Annotated in this window: 16 protein-coding genes; 4 read left to right on the forward strand and 12 right to left on the reverse strand. The window is 64.5% G+C overall.

What is annotated here, in order from left to right; genetic code table 11:
- Window positions 1–78 precede the first annotated feature (78 nt).
- Both GTW25_RS11700 and gnd read right to left on the reverse strand, forming a co-directional pair.
- The gene (locus GTW25_RS11700; protein WP_252912285.1) at window positions 79–1,578 is read right to left on the reverse strand and encodes a TadE/TadG family type IV pilus assembly protein; all 1,500 of its coding nucleotides are present in this window, start codon (window positions 1,576–1,578) and stop codon (window positions 79–81) included.
- A 128-nt stretch (window positions 1,579–1,706) separates the two neighbouring features.
- Window positions 1,707–3,122, reverse strand: coding sequence for an NADP-dependent phosphogluconate dehydrogenase (gnd, locus tag GTW25_RS11705; RefSeq protein ID WP_252912286.1), 1,416 nt, complete (start codon window positions 3,120–3,122; stop codon window positions 1,707–1,709).
- Between the two features lie 213 nt (window positions 3,123–3,335).
- Here gnd and GTW25_RS11710 point away from each other — a divergent pair, with 213 nt between their 5' ends.
- The 3 genes from GTW25_RS11710 (at window position 3,336) to GTW25_RS11720 (ending at window position 6,394) form a co-directional block, all read left to right on the forward strand.
- The gene (locus GTW25_RS11710) at window positions 3,336–4,310 is read left to right on the forward strand and encodes a complex I NDUFA9 subunit family protein (protein WP_252912287.1); all 975 of its coding nucleotides are present in this window, start codon (window positions 3,336–3,338) and stop codon (window positions 4,308–4,310) included.
- Between the two features lie 13 nt (window positions 4,311–4,323).
- Window positions 4,324–5,082 (forward strand): sulfite exporter TauE/SafE family protein, encoded by a 759-nt coding sequence (locus tag GTW25_RS11715; protein ID WP_372493143.1) that lies wholly within the window; start codon window positions 4,324–4,326, stop codon window positions 5,080–5,082.
- Between the two features lie 79 nt (window positions 5,083–5,161).
- Window positions 5,162–6,394 carry an MFS transporter gene (locus GTW25_RS11720; RefSeq protein ID WP_372493144.1) on the forward strand — a complete coding sequence of 411 codons (1,233 nt, stop codon included), beginning with the start codon at window positions 5,162–5,164 and terminating at the stop codon, window positions 6,392–6,394.
- Between the two features lie 314 nt (window positions 6,395–6,708).
- Here the strand turns inward: GTW25_RS11720 and GTW25_RS11725 are convergent, their stop codons facing one another.
- The 3 genes from GTW25_RS11725 to coxB are packed head-to-tail and all read right to left on the reverse strand — an operon-like array spanning window position 6,709 to window position 10,261.
- Entirely contained in the window at window positions 6,709–7,074 is a 366-nt protein-coding gene (locus GTW25_RS11725; RefSeq protein ID WP_252912289.1) for a hypothetical protein, read from the reverse strand.
- Window positions 7,071–9,593, reverse strand: coding sequence for a cytochrome c oxidase subunit I (gene ctaD / locus GTW25_RS11730; RefSeq protein WP_252912290.1), 2,523 nt, complete (start codon window positions 9,591–9,593; stop codon window positions 7,071–7,073). The genes GTW25_RS11725 and ctaD overlap by 4 nt, the downstream gene beginning before the upstream one ends.
- Window positions 9,590–10,261, reverse strand: coding sequence for a cytochrome c oxidase subunit II (gene coxB, locus GTW25_RS11735; RefSeq protein ID WP_252912291.1), 672 nt, complete (start codon window positions 10,259–10,261; stop codon window positions 9,590–9,592). The genes ctaD and coxB overlap by 4 nt, the downstream gene beginning before the upstream one ends.
- A gap of 93 nt (window positions 10,262–10,354) precedes the next feature.
- Between coxB and GTW25_RS11740 the strand changes: the two genes are divergently transcribed.
- A complete protein-coding gene (locus GTW25_RS11740) occupies window positions 10,355–10,855 on the forward strand; it encodes a DUF2231 domain-containing protein (protein ID WP_252912292.1) in 501 nt (166 codons plus the stop codon).
- Here GTW25_RS11740 and GTW25_RS11745 read toward each other — a convergent pair.
- From GTW25_RS11745 to GTW25_RS11775, 7 genes are all read right to left on the reverse strand, one after another.
- Window positions 10,833–11,333: a CopD family protein gene (locus tag GTW25_RS11745; protein WP_252912293.1), complete on the reverse strand. Its 501-nt coding sequence runs from the start codon at window positions 11,331–11,333 to the stop codon at window positions 10,833–10,835. The two genes, GTW25_RS11740 and GTW25_RS11745, sit on opposite strands and share 23 nt — an antisense overlap.
- Complete coding sequence (locus GTW25_RS11750) at window positions 11,333–12,082, reverse strand: cytochrome c oxidase assembly protein (protein ID WP_252912294.1); 750 nt, start codon at window positions 12,080–12,082, stop codon at window positions 11,333–11,335. The genes GTW25_RS11745 and GTW25_RS11750 overlap by 1 nt, the downstream gene beginning before the upstream one ends.
- Before the next feature lie 371 nt (window positions 12,083–12,453).
- Window positions 12,454–12,861: a RidA family protein gene (locus GTW25_RS11755; RefSeq protein ID WP_252912295.1), complete on the reverse strand. Its 408-nt coding sequence runs from the start codon at window positions 12,859–12,861 to the stop codon at window positions 12,454–12,456.
- Window positions 12,862–12,897: 36 nt separating this feature from the next.
- On the reverse strand, window positions 12,898–13,584 hold the full coding sequence (locus tag GTW25_RS11760) for an ABC transporter ATP-binding protein (RefSeq protein WP_252912296.1): 687 nt from the start codon (window positions 13,582–13,584) through the stop codon (window positions 12,898–12,900).
- Window positions 13,584–14,330 (reverse strand): ABC transporter ATP-binding protein, encoded by a 747-nt coding sequence (locus GTW25_RS11765; RefSeq protein ID WP_252912297.1) that lies wholly within the window; start codon window positions 14,328–14,330, stop codon window positions 13,584–13,586. Before GTW25_RS11765 ends, GTW25_RS11760 begins: the two co-directional genes overlap by 1 nt.
- The gene (locus tag GTW25_RS11770) at window positions 14,323–15,303 is read right to left on the reverse strand and encodes a branched-chain amino acid ABC transporter permease (RefSeq protein ID WP_252912298.1); all 981 of its coding nucleotides are present in this window, start codon (window positions 15,301–15,303) and stop codon (window positions 14,323–14,325) included. The genes GTW25_RS11765 and GTW25_RS11770 overlap by 8 nt, the downstream gene beginning before the upstream one ends.
- 5 nt (window positions 15,304–15,308) lie before the next feature.
- Window positions 15,309–16,229: a branched-chain amino acid ABC transporter permease gene (locus GTW25_RS11775; RefSeq protein WP_252912299.1), complete on the reverse strand. Its 921-nt coding sequence runs from the start codon at window positions 16,227–16,229 to the stop codon at window positions 15,309–15,311.
- Window positions 16,230–16,289 lie beyond the last annotated feature (60 nt).

A 16,289-nucleotide genomic window follows, 5' to 3' on the forward strand; every position in this document is an offset into this window, starting at 1 on the left:
ACGGCGAGCAAGGCACGTTGGCCAGCCTTTGAAACAACAGCCGCGGGTTATCGCTCGTATTTATAATAGTCTACAGGACTACCGCGCCAGACGCACCACACGCAGCGAGTTGCCGATACCTTCGAAGGCGGCGAGCAGATCTTCGCTGCTCGAGGCGTCGAAATAGTGCGTGGACGGATCGCTTGCGCAGGCTTCCATGAGCGCCTTGCCTTTGGCACTCGTGACCATGAACGCGACCGTAAATATCTCAATGCCCTGACGCTTCATGTTGGTGCAGATCGATCTCGTATCCGCATTTGTCTTATCGATGTTGGTGTCGGTCTCGTAGGCGGGCTCGTTGTTGTGCTCGATACGCTGATGCATGCCGTTGTTCCTGCGCAACATCGTATTTGCGCCGTCCGTCATCAACACGGCAACCTTGCGCGGGCGGGCATTCGCCGGATCGTAGGGCGCGCCCTGCGAGAAAGGGGCCTCGGGCGAAAGAATGTTCAGCCCCCAGACCATGCCGGCTGGGATGTAGGTCTGCGACTTGTATCCGTCGATGTCGGTCGTCATAGACTGAATGGCTGATTTCAGGCGCGCCTTGTCGCTGGTGAGTTCCACGATCGGCGTTGGGCAAATTTGTGTGCGCTGGACGAAACCCTTGTAGCGTTCGCTGTTGCGGTCGTGCAGCCAGTTGTCGCTCTGCGTGCGCGAGGCAACGCAGCCCCACCATTTGAAATGGCGCAGTTCACGCTTTTCCTCTTTCGCCGGAACGATCTCTTCATAGGGCGGCGCACCGGTCGGAACATGCCTGCCCTCCCAATAGCCTGGGCAGGTATAGTCCTCCCGCACGCCGTCGTTCATGCGCGAGCAGGCCCTTTCGGGCACCCAGACCGTCCGTTCCCAGCGCGTCGGCGTGACGGTTCTGGTGTAGGCGGGCTCGGCCTTCTGGGTGACGACCCATTCCGACCGGTCGGCCGGAACGTCGATCCACGGAGCGGAGCGGTTCGCCATGCCGACATTGACATACTCGGCATAGGGAACGATGCCGATCTGCGCCGCGCCGTCGTTTTCGCGAAGCAGTTCATCGACAAGCTTGTTGGCCGCAGTCTTCAGTGCGGCGATTCGCGTTGTGCCACCGCCTGCCTCGCGCGACATCGAATACGTGTTGTCGAGAATAAGCGCCACCTCGACCTGCCCATTCACAGCCCGCTCCGCCAGCGCCGATGCGCGCACGTCGAGGCGGTCGTAACCCGCAAGCGCCATGAACGTCGTCGGGATCGAGCCGGAGGCTTCGATGTCCACGTCGTCATCGGTCGTCTTCAACTGGCTGATCCGCACGTTCTGGACACGGTTCGTGTTCTGGTTTCCGGCCAGGAAGTCGGTCGCGAGGTTCTCCAGCTTCGACTGATCCCGCTCGCGGCTGGAGGCCAGCGACAGCGACGTCGCGTCGACCATTTCCTGCAGGTGACGCTGGGCGGACAAATGGCGCGAATAATCGATCGCCAGCCCCGCCGCCAGGCACAGCGGCACGATTGCCAGCCCCGACAGGATGGCGAAATTGCCGGAGCGCGACCGGGCGAACTTTTGGAACATGACAGGCCCCCGCCTTGGACATGGGTTCTTCGATGGAGCCGAATGTCCGCCTGCCGCGGTAAAGGAGTGCTTACGACGCGGGCCGATCTCGTCTGGCGGTTAAGGTTTGGTTTAAGGGCCGGTGGAAATCATGTCCTCAGCCAGTGGCCGTGATGCTCGCCCGAGCCGTCGATGCGGTCAAAACCGTGCGCACCGAAGAAGTCGCGCTGGCCCTGAATGAGATTGGCCGTGCCGCGCCCCTGCCGGAACGCGTCGAAATAGGTGACGGCCGCGCCAAGCGCGGGAACCGGCAGCCCGGCCTCAACCGCTCGCGCGACGACCCGGCGCAGCGAAGGGCTCGCGCCCGACATGGTCTTCATGAAGGCCGGCAGAAGAAGAAGATGTGCCGGCTCGGCGCTCGCCTCGTAAGCCGTCGCGATCTCGCTCAGGAATTGCGAGCGGATGATGCAGCCGGCGCGCCAGATGCGCGCGACCATGCCGAGCGGCAGGTTCCAGCGAAACTCGGACGACGCCTCTTCCATCACCGCGAAGCCTTGCGCGTATGCCGCCACCTTGGCGGCGAGCAGGGCATTTTCGAGATCGTCGATGAAGGCGGCGTCGGCCGTGATCGACGGGGCGGCGGGCGCGCCATAGGCTTTCTCGGCGGCGAGCCGCAGGTCTTTTTCCGCCGACAGGCTGCGCGCGGCGACGGCGGTCTCGATTGTGGTGGCGGGCACGCCCATCAATTGCGCCTCGACGGCCGCCCAGCGACCGGTTCCCTTCTGCCCCGCCTGGTCGGCGATGACGTCGACCAGCGCCTTGCCGCTCGCCGCATCGCGGGTGCGCAGGACGGTTGCGGTGATTTCGACGAGGTAGGAATCGAGCGGACCGGCGTTCCAGCGCTCGAAGATGTCGGCGATCTCGCCGGGCGCCATGCCGGCGCCGTCGCGCAGGATTCCGTAGATCTCGGCGATCATCTGCATGTCGGCATATTCGATGCCGTTATGGATCGTCTTGACAAAATGGCCGGCCCCGCCGGGCCCGAGCCAGGCCGCGCACGGCTCGCCGTGAAAGCGGGCCGCGATGTCCTCGAGGATCGGCTGGATCCGGATCCACGCTTCCTCCGGGCCGCCGACCATGATCGACGGCCCGTGGCGTGCGCCGTCCTCGCCGCCCGACACGCCCATGCCGACGAAGGTGAGGCCGGAGCCTTCGAGTTCGGTGTAACGGCGGATCGTGTCGCGGAAATTGGCGTTGCCGGCGTCGATGATCATGTCGCCGGCATCGAGATGCTCGCGCAGCGCCGCGATCTGCTCGTCCACCGCTTTGCCGGCCTGCACCATCAGGATGATCGGGCGCGGCGGCTTGATCTGCTTGACGAATTCGGCAAGCGTCGCGCAGGGCACGATGCGCTCGCGCAGATCGCCCGCGTTTTCGAAGAACGTGCCGGTCTTTTCCGCCGTGCGGTTGTAGACAGCGACGGCGTGCCCTTTCTCGGCGATGTTGAGAGCGAGATTCGAGCCCATCGTGCCGAGGCCGAAAAGGCCGATTTGCGCTTTGGTCATTGTCCGTCCCTGATCGTTATCTTCTTATTGCCGCCATGGCGCGGAAGCGTCATGTGTCGCGCCGACCGGCCCCAACGTCAACACTGGCTGCGGCATGCCAGCCATGCACAGCGAACATTGTTTACGCGATAGCGCCCCCAAAGCCTCTTGACCCTTTGCCTTTCACGACAAACTGATTAAGACAGCCGCGAAGATTTCAAAGAGCAGGACGCGATGACCCCCGTCACCCAGATGCCTCCCCTCATCACGATCATCGGCGGATCGGGCTTCGTCGGCCGCCATGTGGTGCGCGCCCTTGCCAAGCGCGGCTACCGCATCCGCGTCGTCGCCCGCAACCCGAACACGGCGCACCACCTCCAGCCGCTCGGCAATGTCGGCCAGATCGTTTCTGTCCGGGGCAATCTGCGTGACCGCGCCTCGATCGACAGAGCCGTTCAGGGCGCCGATTGCGTGGTCAACCTCGTCGGCATCCTGCACGAGGGCGGCCGCCAGACGTTCCACGCGGTGCAGGCATTCGGCGCGCGGGTGGCGGCGGAAGCCGCACAGGCCGTCGGTGCGCGCTTCATCCAGATCTCGGCGATCGGCGCCGATCCGGACTCATCGTCGTCCTATGGGCGCACGAAGGCAGAAGGCGAAGCGGCGGTTTTCGAGACGCTGCCCGACGCGACCGTGTTCCGTCCCTCCATCGTGTTCGGGCCGGAGGACGGTTTTTTCAACCGTTTCGCCGCGATGGCCCGGCTGTCGCCGGCACTGCCGATGATCGGCGGCGGGCACACCATGTTCCAGCCGGTCTATGTCGCCGACGTCGCCGAGGCGATCGCGCGCGCGGTCGACGGCAAGGTCGAGGGCGGTAAGATCTACGAACTCGGTGGGCCCTCGAAACGCTCGTTCCGCGACTGCATGGACTACATGCTCGAAGTGATCGGCCGCAAACGGCTGTTCGTGCCGATCCCGTGGAGCGTCGCCGAGATTCAGGGCTCGATCCTCGGCAGCCTGCCCAAGCCGCTTCTGACACGCGACCAGGTCGAAATGCTGAAGACCGACAACGTCGTCTCAAGCGAGGCCGAGAACGAGGGCCGCACGATCCAGAGCCTCGGCATCGAGCCGCAGGCGATGGAAGCGATCCTGCCGACCTATCTGTGGACCTATCGCGCTGCCGGCCAGTTCACGCGCCCGCAGGGCATGTAACCGGTTGGAGGCGGTGGGCGCGTTTTTGCCGGACGGTCTGCCGGTCTGGGCCGCTGCGCTTCTCGTCGTCGCGAGCTTCTTCACATCCGCGCTGACGGCATCCTTCGGCGTCGGCGGCGGGATCGCCATGCTGGCGATGCTGGGGCTGTTCCTGCCGGTCGCGGCGCTGATCCCGGTCCATGGCGCGGTGCAGCTCGGCTCCAACACCGGCCGTGCCTGGCATCAGCGCGCCGCGATCCGGTACGGCATCTTCGTGCCGTTCCTTGCCGGCTCGCTCATCGGCGCCGTTGCCGGGGCCGCTATCGTGGTTCAATTGCCGGATGCTGTTTTGAAACTGGTGCTCGGCGCGTTCATCATCGCACTCACCTGGGCGAATATTCCCGGTTTCCAGAGGATCGGGCGCACAGGACTGGCCGTGGGCAGCGCCGTGACCGCACTCCTGACGATGATGGTCGGTGCCACCGGGCCGCTCGTTTCGAGCCTCTTCGCGCAGGTCATTCCCGACGACCGCAAAGCGCTGGTCGCGACCCATGCCGCCGGCATGACGGTCCAGCATTTCCTCAAGATCATCGTCTTCGGCCTTGCCGGTTTCGCCTTCGCCGCGTGGCTGCCGCTGATCGCGGTGATGATCGTCTCGGGCTATCTCGGCACGGTCTATGGCAGCCGCTGGCTGGACCGCCTGCCCGAAGAGGCGTTTCGCAAATGGTTCAGGATCGGTCTGACGCTGCTGGCGCTCGATCTGGTGCGGCAGGGGCTTTTCGCGCTCGCCTGATCTGGCTCGGTGCTTGTGCGGTCGTGGCGCTGCCGCCAACATGGCGGACCCTCTATCGAGGGTGAGGAGGAGATGTTCGTTGGAGCCTATTCCCGATCCTGATCGCGTGAGCCAGATCGACGGGCGCTATGCCTGGACGCGGCTCGTCATGTCCGTTTTGATCGCCACGATCGGCTCGGTCGGCATGTGGTCGGTCGTCGTCGTCATGCCGGCGATCGAGGCCGAATTCGGCACGCTGCGGGCGCAGGCCTCGCTCCCCTATACGATGACGATGGTCGGCTTCGCGCTCGGCAATGTCTATATGGGCCGGTTCGTCGACCGCGCCGGAATCCTGCTGCCGGTCGTAGCCTCGGCGCTGGCGCTCGCCGTGGGATATGCGGCAGCGGCCGCCGCGCCGTCGATCTGGGTTTTCGCCATCGTGCAGGCGATCATCGGTTTCGGCGCGTCGGCGACTTTCGGCCCGCTGATCGCCGACATTTCGCACTGGTTCGTCAAAAGGCGCGGCGTCGCGGTCGCAGCGGCGGCGAGCGGCAATTATTTCGCCGGGGCAATCTGGCCGCTGGTCATGCAGGCGGTGCTGCCCGATCTCGGCTGGCGGATGACCTATCTTTTCATCGGGCTGTTCTGCATCGTCACCATGCTGCCGCTCGCTTGGGCCTTTTTGAGGACACGCGCGCCCGATCTGGGCTCCGGCGCCCATGTCAGCGTCCCGAAGCCGATGCGCGCGATCGACCTTTCGCCCCGCCAGCTCCAGATATTGCTGTCCATCGCGGGGCTCGGCTGCTGCGTCGCCATGGCGATGCCGCAGGTTCACATCGTCGCCTATTGCGTCGATCTCGGCTTCGGCGTCGGAACCGGCGCGGAAATGCTGTCGCTGATGCTGATCGGCGGCGTCGTCAGCCGCCTCGCGTCTGGTTTCCTCGCCGACTATATCGGCGGCGTGAAGACGCTGCTTCTCGGCTCCTTTTTCCAGATGTTGGCGCTCGCCGCCTATATCCCGTTCGACGGCCTCGCCTCGCTCTACCTCGTCTCGCTGGTCTTCGGCCTGTCGCAGGGCGGCATCGTGCCGAGCTACGCGCTCATCGTGCGCGAATACCTGCCCGCTCACGAGGCGGGGCGGCGCGTCGGCCTCGTCATCATGGCGACCATCGTCGGCATGGCGCTCGGCGGCTGGCTGTCGGGCTACATCTACGACCTGACGGGGTCCTATCAGGCCGCCTTCGTCAACGGCATCGCGTGGAACTTCATGAACGTGCTGATCATGGCCGCAATCCTGTGGCGAACGACGCGGTTGCGGCCGGGGGTTGCCTAGATTCTCAGGCTCCGAGAGGTCGCGAATTCGAGCCATGGATTCCTGTGACGAGCACAGGAATGTCTTTTACTTATGGGTGAGGCTGGGGTGGCCTCGCGTTTGCGGGTTGTCGTCCGTAGAGGAATCGGTTCGACGACCGTCGTCATCGAGGACCCATACCGCATCCAGCCTTGCATCGCTTGTTGACTTGAAGGGTGTGCCGGAAAAGACGCGCCCTCAACCGGCGCCAGGCCGCATACGCGCCGCACTCAATTACCAGACACTCATCGCCGCCGGAAAAAGCGAAACGAACCGGTCTCGTGGCAACCAGCAGTTCAATAACAGGACGTCAAAAACAGCACCGGCCCGAGCGAGAACAGCGTCGAGCCGAGCGCCGCCCAAGCCGCCAGCCACGCGACGCTTTCGACGAAAGGTTTGAGCGTCAGCCCAGCGCCGCCCGCCGCCTCGCGATGTATTGCGGACACACGGACAACGACCCAGCCCGTGCCGAGCGAGACCAGAAGCAGTGCGACGAGCACGACGCGTTGCAGCGAGAGCGATCCCATGACCAGGATTTCGTCCCAGCCAAAAGCGCAGCCGACCGACAGCACCGAATAAAGCGCGACGAACGCGGCCGACCAGACGACGAAGCCTGCCATCATCCATGCAATCCGCCATGCAGAGACGCGCTCGGCAATCATTGCCCGCCTCCCGATGCCGAGACGATCAGCGGCATGATCAGCACCAGCGCGATGCCGAAGATGCCGGTCAGTGCCGTATAATCGTGCCAAAGCTTGCCGATCCTCAAATCCAGGCTGCGCCGTGCCGAGACACGGCCCTGCGCGATGCGCCAGACGCCGAACAGGGCGAAGACCAGGCCGAGCGCCGAATGGACCGCGACATAGGCGAGCGTGAAGAACGCGGTCGCTGCATAGGCATGGCTGGTCGGATCGGGAAGCGCCGTCGCGATCAGATAAGCGATCAGGCCCGTTGCGAGGACATGCGCGCCGGCGCTCGCCAGAAGCAGCATCGACGCGCCGCCGCCCTGGGCATTGGCCGTCACGGCCATCCGTGCCGTCAGCGCCGCCCCGAGAAGTGTGATTGCCGCGAGCGCGGGCGGCAAAAGCCCCGTCTCGACCAGTTCGGTCGGCGGCCAGCCCGGAGCGACGAGCCACAGGAAGAAGACCGCGAAGATCAGCGAGGCGAAGAGCGTGCCGTTGCAGACCAGCGTGAACACCATCGCCCACCAGGACGGCGCACCCTCCGCCTCGTAATGCGTCGGCACGGCAATCCCGTGCCCGATCTCGAGGTCGCCATGGTCGTGGTCGAGACCGGTCGCATGCGTCCAGCACAGACACAGCACCAGCGTTACGCCAAGCGGGACAAGCGACCACCAGTAGATCTTGAACAGCAGGCACAGCACGAACGCGCCGATGGCGAGCGCGGTCCAGAGCGGCAGGTAGGTCGTCTGCGGCAGGATGATCGTCTGGTCGGGCCGCCCCGATGTCATGTCGACGCCGAGGGTCTCCATCCAGCCATGGCGCGTGAAGCCGAGATAGCCTTTTCCGGCGGCCAGCTCGTTGCCGATTTCGTGCGGCTCCAGCATGTCGGCACGCCGGTCGACCAGCGGCAGCGAGGCGAAATTATAGGCAGGCGGCGGCGTCGTCTGCGCCCATTCCAGCGTTCGCGCGCCCCACGGATTGCGCCGGTACGGCTTGCCGAAGCGAAATTGCAAAACGATGTCGATGACGATCAGCGCGAAGCCCATCGTCAGGATGAACCCGCCGATCGAGGACAGCAAATTGAGCCAGTCCCAGCCGACGCCCGCCGGATAGGTATGCACGCGGCGCGGCATGCCGCGCAGGCCCGTCATGTGCATCATGAAGAAGGTCATGTTGAAACCGACGAAGATGAGCCAAAAGGCCGGCACCGAAATGCGGTGCATCGTCAGGCGCCCGGTGACATGGGGCAGCCAGTAATAGGCGGCGGCGAGCATCGGAAAGATGAAGCCGCCGACGAGCACGTAGTGCAGGTGAGCGACGACGAAATAGCTGTCGTGGACCTGCCAGTTGAACGGCACCATGGCGAGCATCACGCCCGTCAGACCGCCGAGGACGAAGACGAACAGGAAGCCGAACACGTAGAGCATCGGCACGTCCATGCGCGGTCGTCCGTGGGCGAGTGTCGCCAGCCAGGCGAAGATCTGCACCGCTGTCGGGATCGCGACGAGCGCGCTTGCCGCCGAAAAGAAAGCGAGCGCCAGATGCGGAATGCCGACCGTGAACATGTGGTGGACCCACAGGCCGAACGAGAGGAACGCCACCGCGATGATGGCGACGACGATGGCGCGATAGCCCATCAGTTCCTTGCGCGCGAAGACCGGAATGATGGTCGAGATGGCACCTGCCGCCGGCAGGAAGATGATGTAGACCTCCGGGTGCCCGAACAGCCAGAACAGATGCTGCCACAACAGCGAATCCCCGCCGCGTGTCGGGTCGAAGAAGGGCAGGTCAAAGGCGCGTTCGAGTTCGAGCAGGATCGAGCCGAGGATCAGCGGCGGGAAGCCGACCAGCATCATTCCGGCGGTGATCAGCAGATACCAGCCCATGATCGGCATGCGGTTGAGCGACATGCCCGGCGCGCGCATCTTCAGGATCGTCACGGTGATCTCGACGGCGGCCGCGATCGCCGAAATCTCGACGAAGGTGATGCCCAGCAGCCAGACATCGGCATTGATGCCGGGCGCGTAGGTCGAGGACGACAGCGGCGTGTACATGAACCAGCCGCTGTCGGGCGCGACGCCCATCAGCATCGCCACGATCAGGATGGAGCCGCCGAAGATGTAGCAGTAGAAACCCAGCGCAGTGAGCCGGGGAAAAGCGAGATCGCGCGCACCCAGAAGCTTTGGCAGGAAATAGATCGCCATACCTTCGAACATCGGGATGGCGAAGAGGAACATCATCACCGTGCCGTGCATGGTGAAAATCTGGTTGTAGATTTCCGGCCCGACGAACGCGGTGTTCGGCGTAGCCAACTGTGCGCGGATCAGCATCGACAGGATGCCGCCTATGGCGAAGAACACAAAGGCGGCGACCATGAATCGCTTGCCGATGATATTGTGGTTGACGGCGGCGAGGCGCTGTAGCCCCGGTCCGGTCTTCCAGATGTCATGCAATTCGCGGTGAAGCCGAATGGCGTTGGACCTGCGCTGCTCGCTCATCGGCCGCTCCTTGCAATTGCGGCAGCGCGTGCGGCCTCGTAATCTTCGGGCGCGTGGGCGATGACTGCAAAGCGCATGCGCGTGTGGCCGTCGCCGCAAAACTCGGCGCACACGCCGCGATAGGTGCCGGGCCGGTCTGCCTCGATGCGCAGCACGTTTTCGTGGCCGGGGATCGCGTCCACCTTGCCGGCAAGACGCGGCACCCAGAAGGAGTGGATGACGTCCGAGGTCGTCACGACGACATCGACCGGCGCTCCGGCCGGGATGTGCAGTTGCAGCGTTTGCCCCTCGGCATCGTCATAGCCGAACTGCCAGTTCCATTGATGCGCCATGGCATAAACGCGCGGCGGCTGGTCCTCCATCGGTTTCGGGATCAGCCGCTCGCCAAGCACGAAGGCGGCGGTGACGAGCGCGGTCAGGACGATGGTCGGCATGATCAGCCCGCCGCCGACGATCCACTGGCCGACGCTGAACCGCGACAGCATCTGCGGTCGATAAAAGGCGAGTGCATAGAGCACCCCGACCAGCAGGAAGAGCGCGGCCGCGCCCCAGAACATGATCCACCATAAAATCGCGATGTTCGACGCCGCCGGACCGGCGGGATCGAGCGTGGAGAGCGGGCCGGAACATGCGGCGAGCGGCAAGGCCAGAACGGCGGTCGCCGCCAAGCGCCACTCGACACGGCAAACGCGCGCGCTAGAATCTTGATCTGCGGAACGGGGCAGGGTCGTCTCCGTTGAGATTGAAACCGAGGGCAGGGCATGAGCGAGACGCGCGACCGGGGCAATCCCGTTATTGAGGAAGTGATCGAGGAGGATATCGCCTCCACGGTGGCCGTCGCCGGCCATCCCATCCATGCCATGAGCGTTCATTTTCCGATCGCGCTCGTCTTTGCGGTGCTCGGCTGCGACATCTTCTACTGGTGGTCGGGCGATCCGTTCTGGGTGCGCGTCAGCATCTGGGCGGCCGGCTTCGCCTTTGCGACCGGCGTCGCCGCCGGCATCGTCGGTACGCTGGAACTGCTGCTTGTGCCGGGCATCCGCATGCGCGTAGCAAGCTGGACACATGCGGTCGCGGCCATGACGCTCATCGCCATCGCCGGCACGAATTGGGGCCTGCGCCTCATCGAGCCGGGCGCGATCCTGCCGCACGGATTGCTCCTGTCCGTTCTCGCCTCGATCTTCACGGGGCTGGCCGGCTGGCATGGCGGAAAGCTGGTCTTCGATCACGGTGTCGGCCTCATCGTGACAGCCAAGGAATGAATTCGCCGATGATATCACGCAGCGCGCCCGGCCGCGTCAGGTCCATCGGCAGCCAGTCCCAATGCAAGGGCGGCTTGGCTAGCACGACGATCAGGATCGCCAGCGTCACCAGCGTGGTGACGATCGTCACGGCGACGAAACGCCACGCCGGATAACGTTCTCCATCCTCGAACAGGCGGATGATCACCAGCCCCGTCAAAATGTGGATGACGACCAGCACGCCGACAAACGCCATCTTCACCGAAAACCATTCGACGAAGGTCGCCTGCAGGAAGATCAGGCCGATGCCCGAGCCGATCGCGACGAAAGCGGCCGGCGAGATCAGCGAGACGTAAGCGAAGCGCACCAGTCCCTGAAGGCGATAGAGCGCCTCGTCGTTCTCGACGCGGTGACGCTGCGCGTAAAGACCGGGCAGGCATATCAGCCCGGCGCACCAGATGGAGATCGCCGCCATATGGATGAATTTCAGCCAGACCATCAGCGCGGCCGGTCCGCCGAGAAGGCTTCGGACTGGCCGAACTGACGCCACGCGATGATCAGTGCCACCGCCAGATAGGGCAGCGCCGCCGGCACCCACATCAAGAGGCCGGCGAGTTGCTGATCAGCGAGCGGCGTCAGGCCATAGGGCAGCGTCGTCGTCATATGCGGCTCATAAAGCGGGCGGCCGGCGAAGGTCAAAAGCGCGCCGAGCATGCCCATCTGCACGATCGAGCCGAGCAGCGCAAAGAGCGCCGAGCCGGGACGCGCGGCGAAGATCGCCTGCCACAGGAAGAAGGCCGAGAAAAACAAGGTCAGTTCCATCAGCCAATAGACCGGAACGGAGGCGAGCGCCCATTCATACGGCACCGGCGCATGCCAGATCCACATCAGGACGGTGTGGGCGAGAAAGAACGGCGAGACGGGCAGTCGCAAGAACCGCGTCGGCATCGCCAGTGCCAGAAGCGGCGCGGCGAAGGCGACAAGCAGGAGGTGATGGGCGATGCGGGCGGAAAAAAGCGCGGCGGACAGCGCGCAGATGGGGGAGACAAAAGCGACAACCAGAACGGCGAGCGCGCCCGCGCCATAGGGCGACCGGGCCGCCTCGCGCAGGCCGGAGCGCGAGGTAAAGAGGGCGCAACCGCCGATCAGCGCGAAGATCGCGATCAGCAACGGATCGAAATTCCATGTCGACCACAGATCGGCGGGCAGGGGCGCGGGGCCGCAATAGGGGATCAAAGTGGCGCTCATGGGCGAACTCGCTTCGCGGCCGGCTGTTCTGACAGGGAGAGACTTGCTCCAACGGCGAGGCATGGATTCCTGTGACGAGCACAGGAATGACGGTTGTGGGAAGTCAATCCCAGCTTTGACGCGTGACGACTGACACTAACGTTGCCGCCGTCATTCCTGTGCTCGTCACAGGAATCCATGCCTCGATGGTTTCTCTGGGCGATTGGCTTCGTGGCGTGGCGCGGCAACCTCACCTGTGCGCCCGCATTGGCTTGGTCTGCGACCGCAGCCGAATTATGAATTGTCCAATCGAACACGCGCTTCCCCTCAAGCGTTCACATGGTGTGAACGTCAGCGACGGTTTGCAGGTTCCATCGAATCTGCACGAAGTATCAATCCGGCAGGACGGCGGTCGCCTCGATCTCGACCTTGGCATCGTCCTCAATCAGCGCGACGACCTGCACCATCGCCATTGCGGGGAAGTTGCGGCCGATAACCTCGCGATAGGCTGCGCCGATGCCTTTCAGATTGTCGAGATAGGCGCGCTTGTCGGTGACGTACCACGTCATGCGCGTCAGGTGCTGCGGCCCTGCGCCCGCCTCGGCGAGGATGTCGACGATATTCTGCAATGTCTGGCGGGTCTGGCCGACGAGGTCCTGCACCTCGAACACCTGATCGCCGTTCCAGCCGATCTGGCCGCCGACATAGATGGTGCGGCCTTTCGCGGCCACGCCGTTTGCGTAGCCGGACGCTTTCTTCCAGTTGGCCGGATGCAGGATTTCGTGAACGGGAGCGGTCATGGTCGTTTCCTTCGATGCCGGTTCTTTGCCGGCTTTTCAGACGCCGAGATAGCGGTCCTGAATGTCGGCGGTAAGTTCGGACGGCGTGCCGCGCCAGACGGTCGCGCCCTTTTCGAGAACGATGCAGCGGTCGGCGGACGGCAGGAGTTCGGCCAGCGTCTTGTCGACGACGAGGATCGACTGGCCTTCGCCCTTGAGTTTGCGGATGACCGCCCAGATGTCGTGCCTGATGACCGGTGCAAGCCCTTCCGTCGCCTCATCGAGGATCAGAAGGTCGGGATCCGTCATCAGCGCGCGGCCGATTGCCAGCATCTGCTGTTCGCCGCCCGAAAGCGTGCGCGCCATCTGGTCGCGGCGCTCGGCAAGGCGCGGGAAAAGATCGTGAATCGCCTTCAGGCTCCAGCGACCCTTGCGCGCAGCGGCGAGAAGATTTTCCTCGACCGTCAGATTCGGGAAGCAGCGGCGGCCTTCCGGCACGAGGCCGAGCCCGAGACGGGCGATGCGGTGTGGCGAACGGCGCTCGATGGCATTGCCCTTGAAGCGAACCGACCCCGCCCGCGCGGGCGTCATGCCCATGACCGAGCGGATCGTGGTCGTCTTGCCCATGCCGTTGCGGCCCATCAGCGCCACGACCTCGCCTTCGGCGACGTCCAGTTCGACCCCGAACAGCGCCTGGCTCGCGCCATAGAAGGTTTCAAGGCCGGAGACTTCGAGCAGGCTCATCATTCGTCTCCCAGATAGGCGCGGCGCACTTCCGGATCGGCGCGGACTTCGTCCACTGAACCGGAGGCGATGACGCGGCCGTAGACAAGCACGGAGATGCGGTCGGCGAGCGCGAAGACCGCATCCATGTCGTGTTCGACAAGTAGGATCGGCGCTTCTTCGCGCAGTTCCGATAGGAACCCGGTCAGCGCCTTGGAGCCTTCCGGCCCCATCCCCGCCATCGGCTCGTCGAGCAGGAACGCCTTGGAGCCGAGCGCGAGCGCGATGGCGATTTCGAGCTGACGACGCTCGCCATGCGACAGTTCCGCCGCGGGCACGCGCGCGCGATCCTGCAAGCCGACACGGGCAAGCGCCTCCATCGCCGGATCGACCAGCGATCTGTCGCTCAGGACCGGCTTGAAGAAGCGGAAGCTCGATCCCTGCACCGACTGCACCGCCAGCATGACATTGCGCAGCGCGGAGAATTCCGGCGCCAGCGAGGACACCTGAAACGAGCGGCCGAGGCCGCGCCGCGCACGCTCGGCGACCTTGAGCCCGTCGATGCGCTCGCCCAGAAAGCTGATCTCGCCTGTATCGGGCCGCAGCGTCCCGGCGATCTGGTGAATCAGCGTCGACTTGCCCGCTCCGTTCGGACCGATCAGCGCGTGGATCTCGCCCGGATAAAGATCGAGCGAGACGTTCTCGGTCGCCTTCAGAGCACCGAAGCTCTTGGAGACGCCTTTCAGCGACAGGACCGGCTCAGCCATGACGCACCTTTCCGGCCAGCGCGCCGACGATGCCGCCGCGCGCGAAGAGAACGACGGCGAGAAGGCCGAGCCCGAGGAAGAACTGCCAGCGATCCGTCATGCCGCCGAGCAGGAACTCGACCATGACGAAGAGCATCGCGCCCGCCACCGGCCCATAAAGCCGCCCGACGCCGCCGAGCACGATCAGGACGATGAACTCGCCCGACATGTGCCACGACATCATCGACGGGCTGACGAAGCGGTTGAGATCCGCATAGAGCGCACCGGCGAGCGCCGTGATCATGCCTGACAGTACGAAGGCCGCGAGCCGGATACGGAACGGTGCGATCCCGACCGAGGCGACGCGGACCTCATTCTGCCGCGATGCCTGCAATGCCGCGCCGAAGCGCGAATCGCGCAGGAACGCGAACAGGATCAGGACCGCGATCAACACGCCGTAGCACAGCAGGAAGAAGGACAGCGGCACCATCGTGTTGATGCCGGGAAACTGGTTGCGCACCAGGATCGACAGCCCGTCCTCGCCGCCATAGGCGGGCCAGGAGATCGCGAAATAGTAGGTCATCTGCGCGAAGGCGAGCGTGATCATGATGAAATAGACGCCGGACGTGCGCAGCGATATCAGGCCGATGAGCAGCGCCAGCAACCCCGCGACGAGGATCGCGACCAGCCAGATGACCAGCATCGAATTGGTGCCGGCAAAGCTCACGATACCGAGATTGAGCGGTTGCATGTTGAAGGCGTGGCTGGCGAGGATGCCGGCCGCGTAGCCGCCGACACCGAAGAAGGCCGCATGGCCGAACGAGACGAGCCCGCCGAGGCCGAGAGCGAGGTTCAGCCCGACCGCGGCCAGCGCGAGGATCGCCATGCGCGTCGCCAGCGTGACGTAGAACGGCGAGCCCCATTGCAGCGCGGCGAACGGGATTGCCAGTAGCAGAAGCGCGAGCGCGATGTTGACATATGTTTCGCGTGACATGCGCATCATCTCGCCCCCGCGAAGAGGCCCTGCGGGCGCACCGCCAGAATAATGGCCATGACGATATAGATCAGCATCGACGCGACAGCCGCGCCGGCGGTCGCGGCCTGCGAGGTGCCCATGAACAGTGCGAATATCTGCGGCACGAGGAAACGGCCCATCGTGTCGATCAGCCCGACGAGGATCGCGCCGACGAGCGCGCCCTTGATCGAGCCGATGCCGCCGATGACGATGACGACGAAGGCGAGGATCAGCACCGGTTCGCCCATGCCGACCTGCACCGATTGCAGCGCGCCGACCATGGCACCGGCAAAGCCCGCCAGGGCCGCGCCGAGCGCAAAGACGATGGTGTAGAGCGTGCGGATATCGACGCCGAGCGCGCCGATCATTTCGCGGTCGGACTCGCCTGCGCGGATCCGCATGCCGAGCCGCGTCTTGGAGATCAGGAGCCACAGGCCGATTGCAACCGCAATACCGACGCCGATGATGGCGAGCCGGTAGAGCTGATAGCGCGAACCGCCCGACAGAACGACGAAGCCGGCAAGTTCGGGCGGCACGTTCAGATAAAGCGGCACCGAGCCGAACAGATAGCGCGTGCCTTCCGAAAAGATGAGGATCAGCGCGAAGGTCGCGAGCACCTGGTCGAGGTGGTCGCGTTTATAGAGCCGCCTTATGACGAGGATCTCGACCAGCGCGCCCATGGCGGCGGCCGCTGCAAGGCTCGCGGCCAGCCCGATCCAGAAAGACCCGGTCTGCGCCGAAACCCATGCGCAGGCGAACGCGCCGACCATGTAGAGCGAGCCGTGGGCGAGGTTGATCAACCCCATGACGCCGAAGATCAGCGTCAGCCCGGCCGCCATGAGAAACAGCATGACGCCGAGTTGCAGCCCGTTCAAAAGCTGTTCGATTAAAAGTGCGCTGGACACAAGCCGATCTCGTTTGGCTGGAAATTCTGCGAGGGCGTGCCGCCACGCCCCCCTCTGGCC

The organism is Aliihoeflea aestuarii (assembly GCF_024105665.1).
GTDB lineage: Bacteria > Pseudomonadota > Alphaproteobacteria > Rhizobiales > Rhizobiaceae > Aliihoeflea > Aliihoeflea aestuarii.

Excerpts from the sequence above, each read along its gene's own strand:
- ctaD (WP_252912290.1), bottom strand. The coding sequence starts at position 9,593 with ATGAGCGAGCAGCGCAGGTCCAACGCCATTCGGCTTCACCGCGAATTG.
- GTW25_RS11700 (WP_252912285.1), bottom strand. The coding sequence starts at position 1,578 with ATGTTCCAAAAGTTCGCCCGGTCGCGCTCCGGCAATTTCGCCATCCTG.
- GTW25_RS11750 (WP_252912294.1), bottom strand. The coding sequence starts at position 12,082 with ATGAGCGCCACTTTGATCCCCTATTGCGGCCCCGCGCCCCTGCCCGCC.
- GTW25_RS11725 (WP_252912289.1), bottom strand. The coding sequence starts at position 7,074 with ATGATTGCCGAGCGCGTCTCTGCATGGCGGATTGCATGGATGATGGCA.
- GTW25_RS11760 (WP_252912296.1), bottom strand. The coding sequence starts at position 13,584 with ATGAGCCTGCTCGAAGTCTCCGGCCTTGAAACCTTCTATGGCGCGAGC.
- GTW25_RS11745 (WP_252912293.1), bottom strand. The coding sequence starts at position 11,333 with ATGGTCTGGCTGAAATTCATCCATATGGCGGCGATCTCCATCTGGTGC.
- GTW25_RS11740 (WP_252912292.1), top strand. The coding sequence starts at position 10,355 with ATGAGCGAGACGCGCGACCGGGGCAATCCCGTTATTGAGGAAGTGATC.
- GTW25_RS11755 (WP_252912295.1), bottom strand. The coding sequence starts at position 12,861 with ATGACCGCTCCCGTTCACGAAATCCTGCATCCGGCCAACTGGAAGAAA.
- gnd (WP_252912286.1), bottom strand. The coding sequence starts at position 3,122 with ATGACCAAAGCGCAAATCGGCCTTTTCGGCCTCGGCACGATGGGCTCG.
- GTW25_RS11710 (WP_252912287.1), top strand. The coding sequence starts at position 3,336 with ATGACCCCCGTCACCCAGATGCCTCCCCTCATCACGATCATCGGCGGA.
- GTW25_RS11765 (WP_252912297.1), bottom strand. The coding sequence starts at position 14,330 with ATGGCTGAGCCGGTCCTGTCGCTGAAAGGCGTCTCCAAGAGCTTCGGT.
- GTW25_RS11770 (WP_252912298.1), bottom strand. The coding sequence starts at position 15,303 with ATGTCACGCGAAACATATGTCAACATCGCGCTCGCGCTTCTGCTACTG.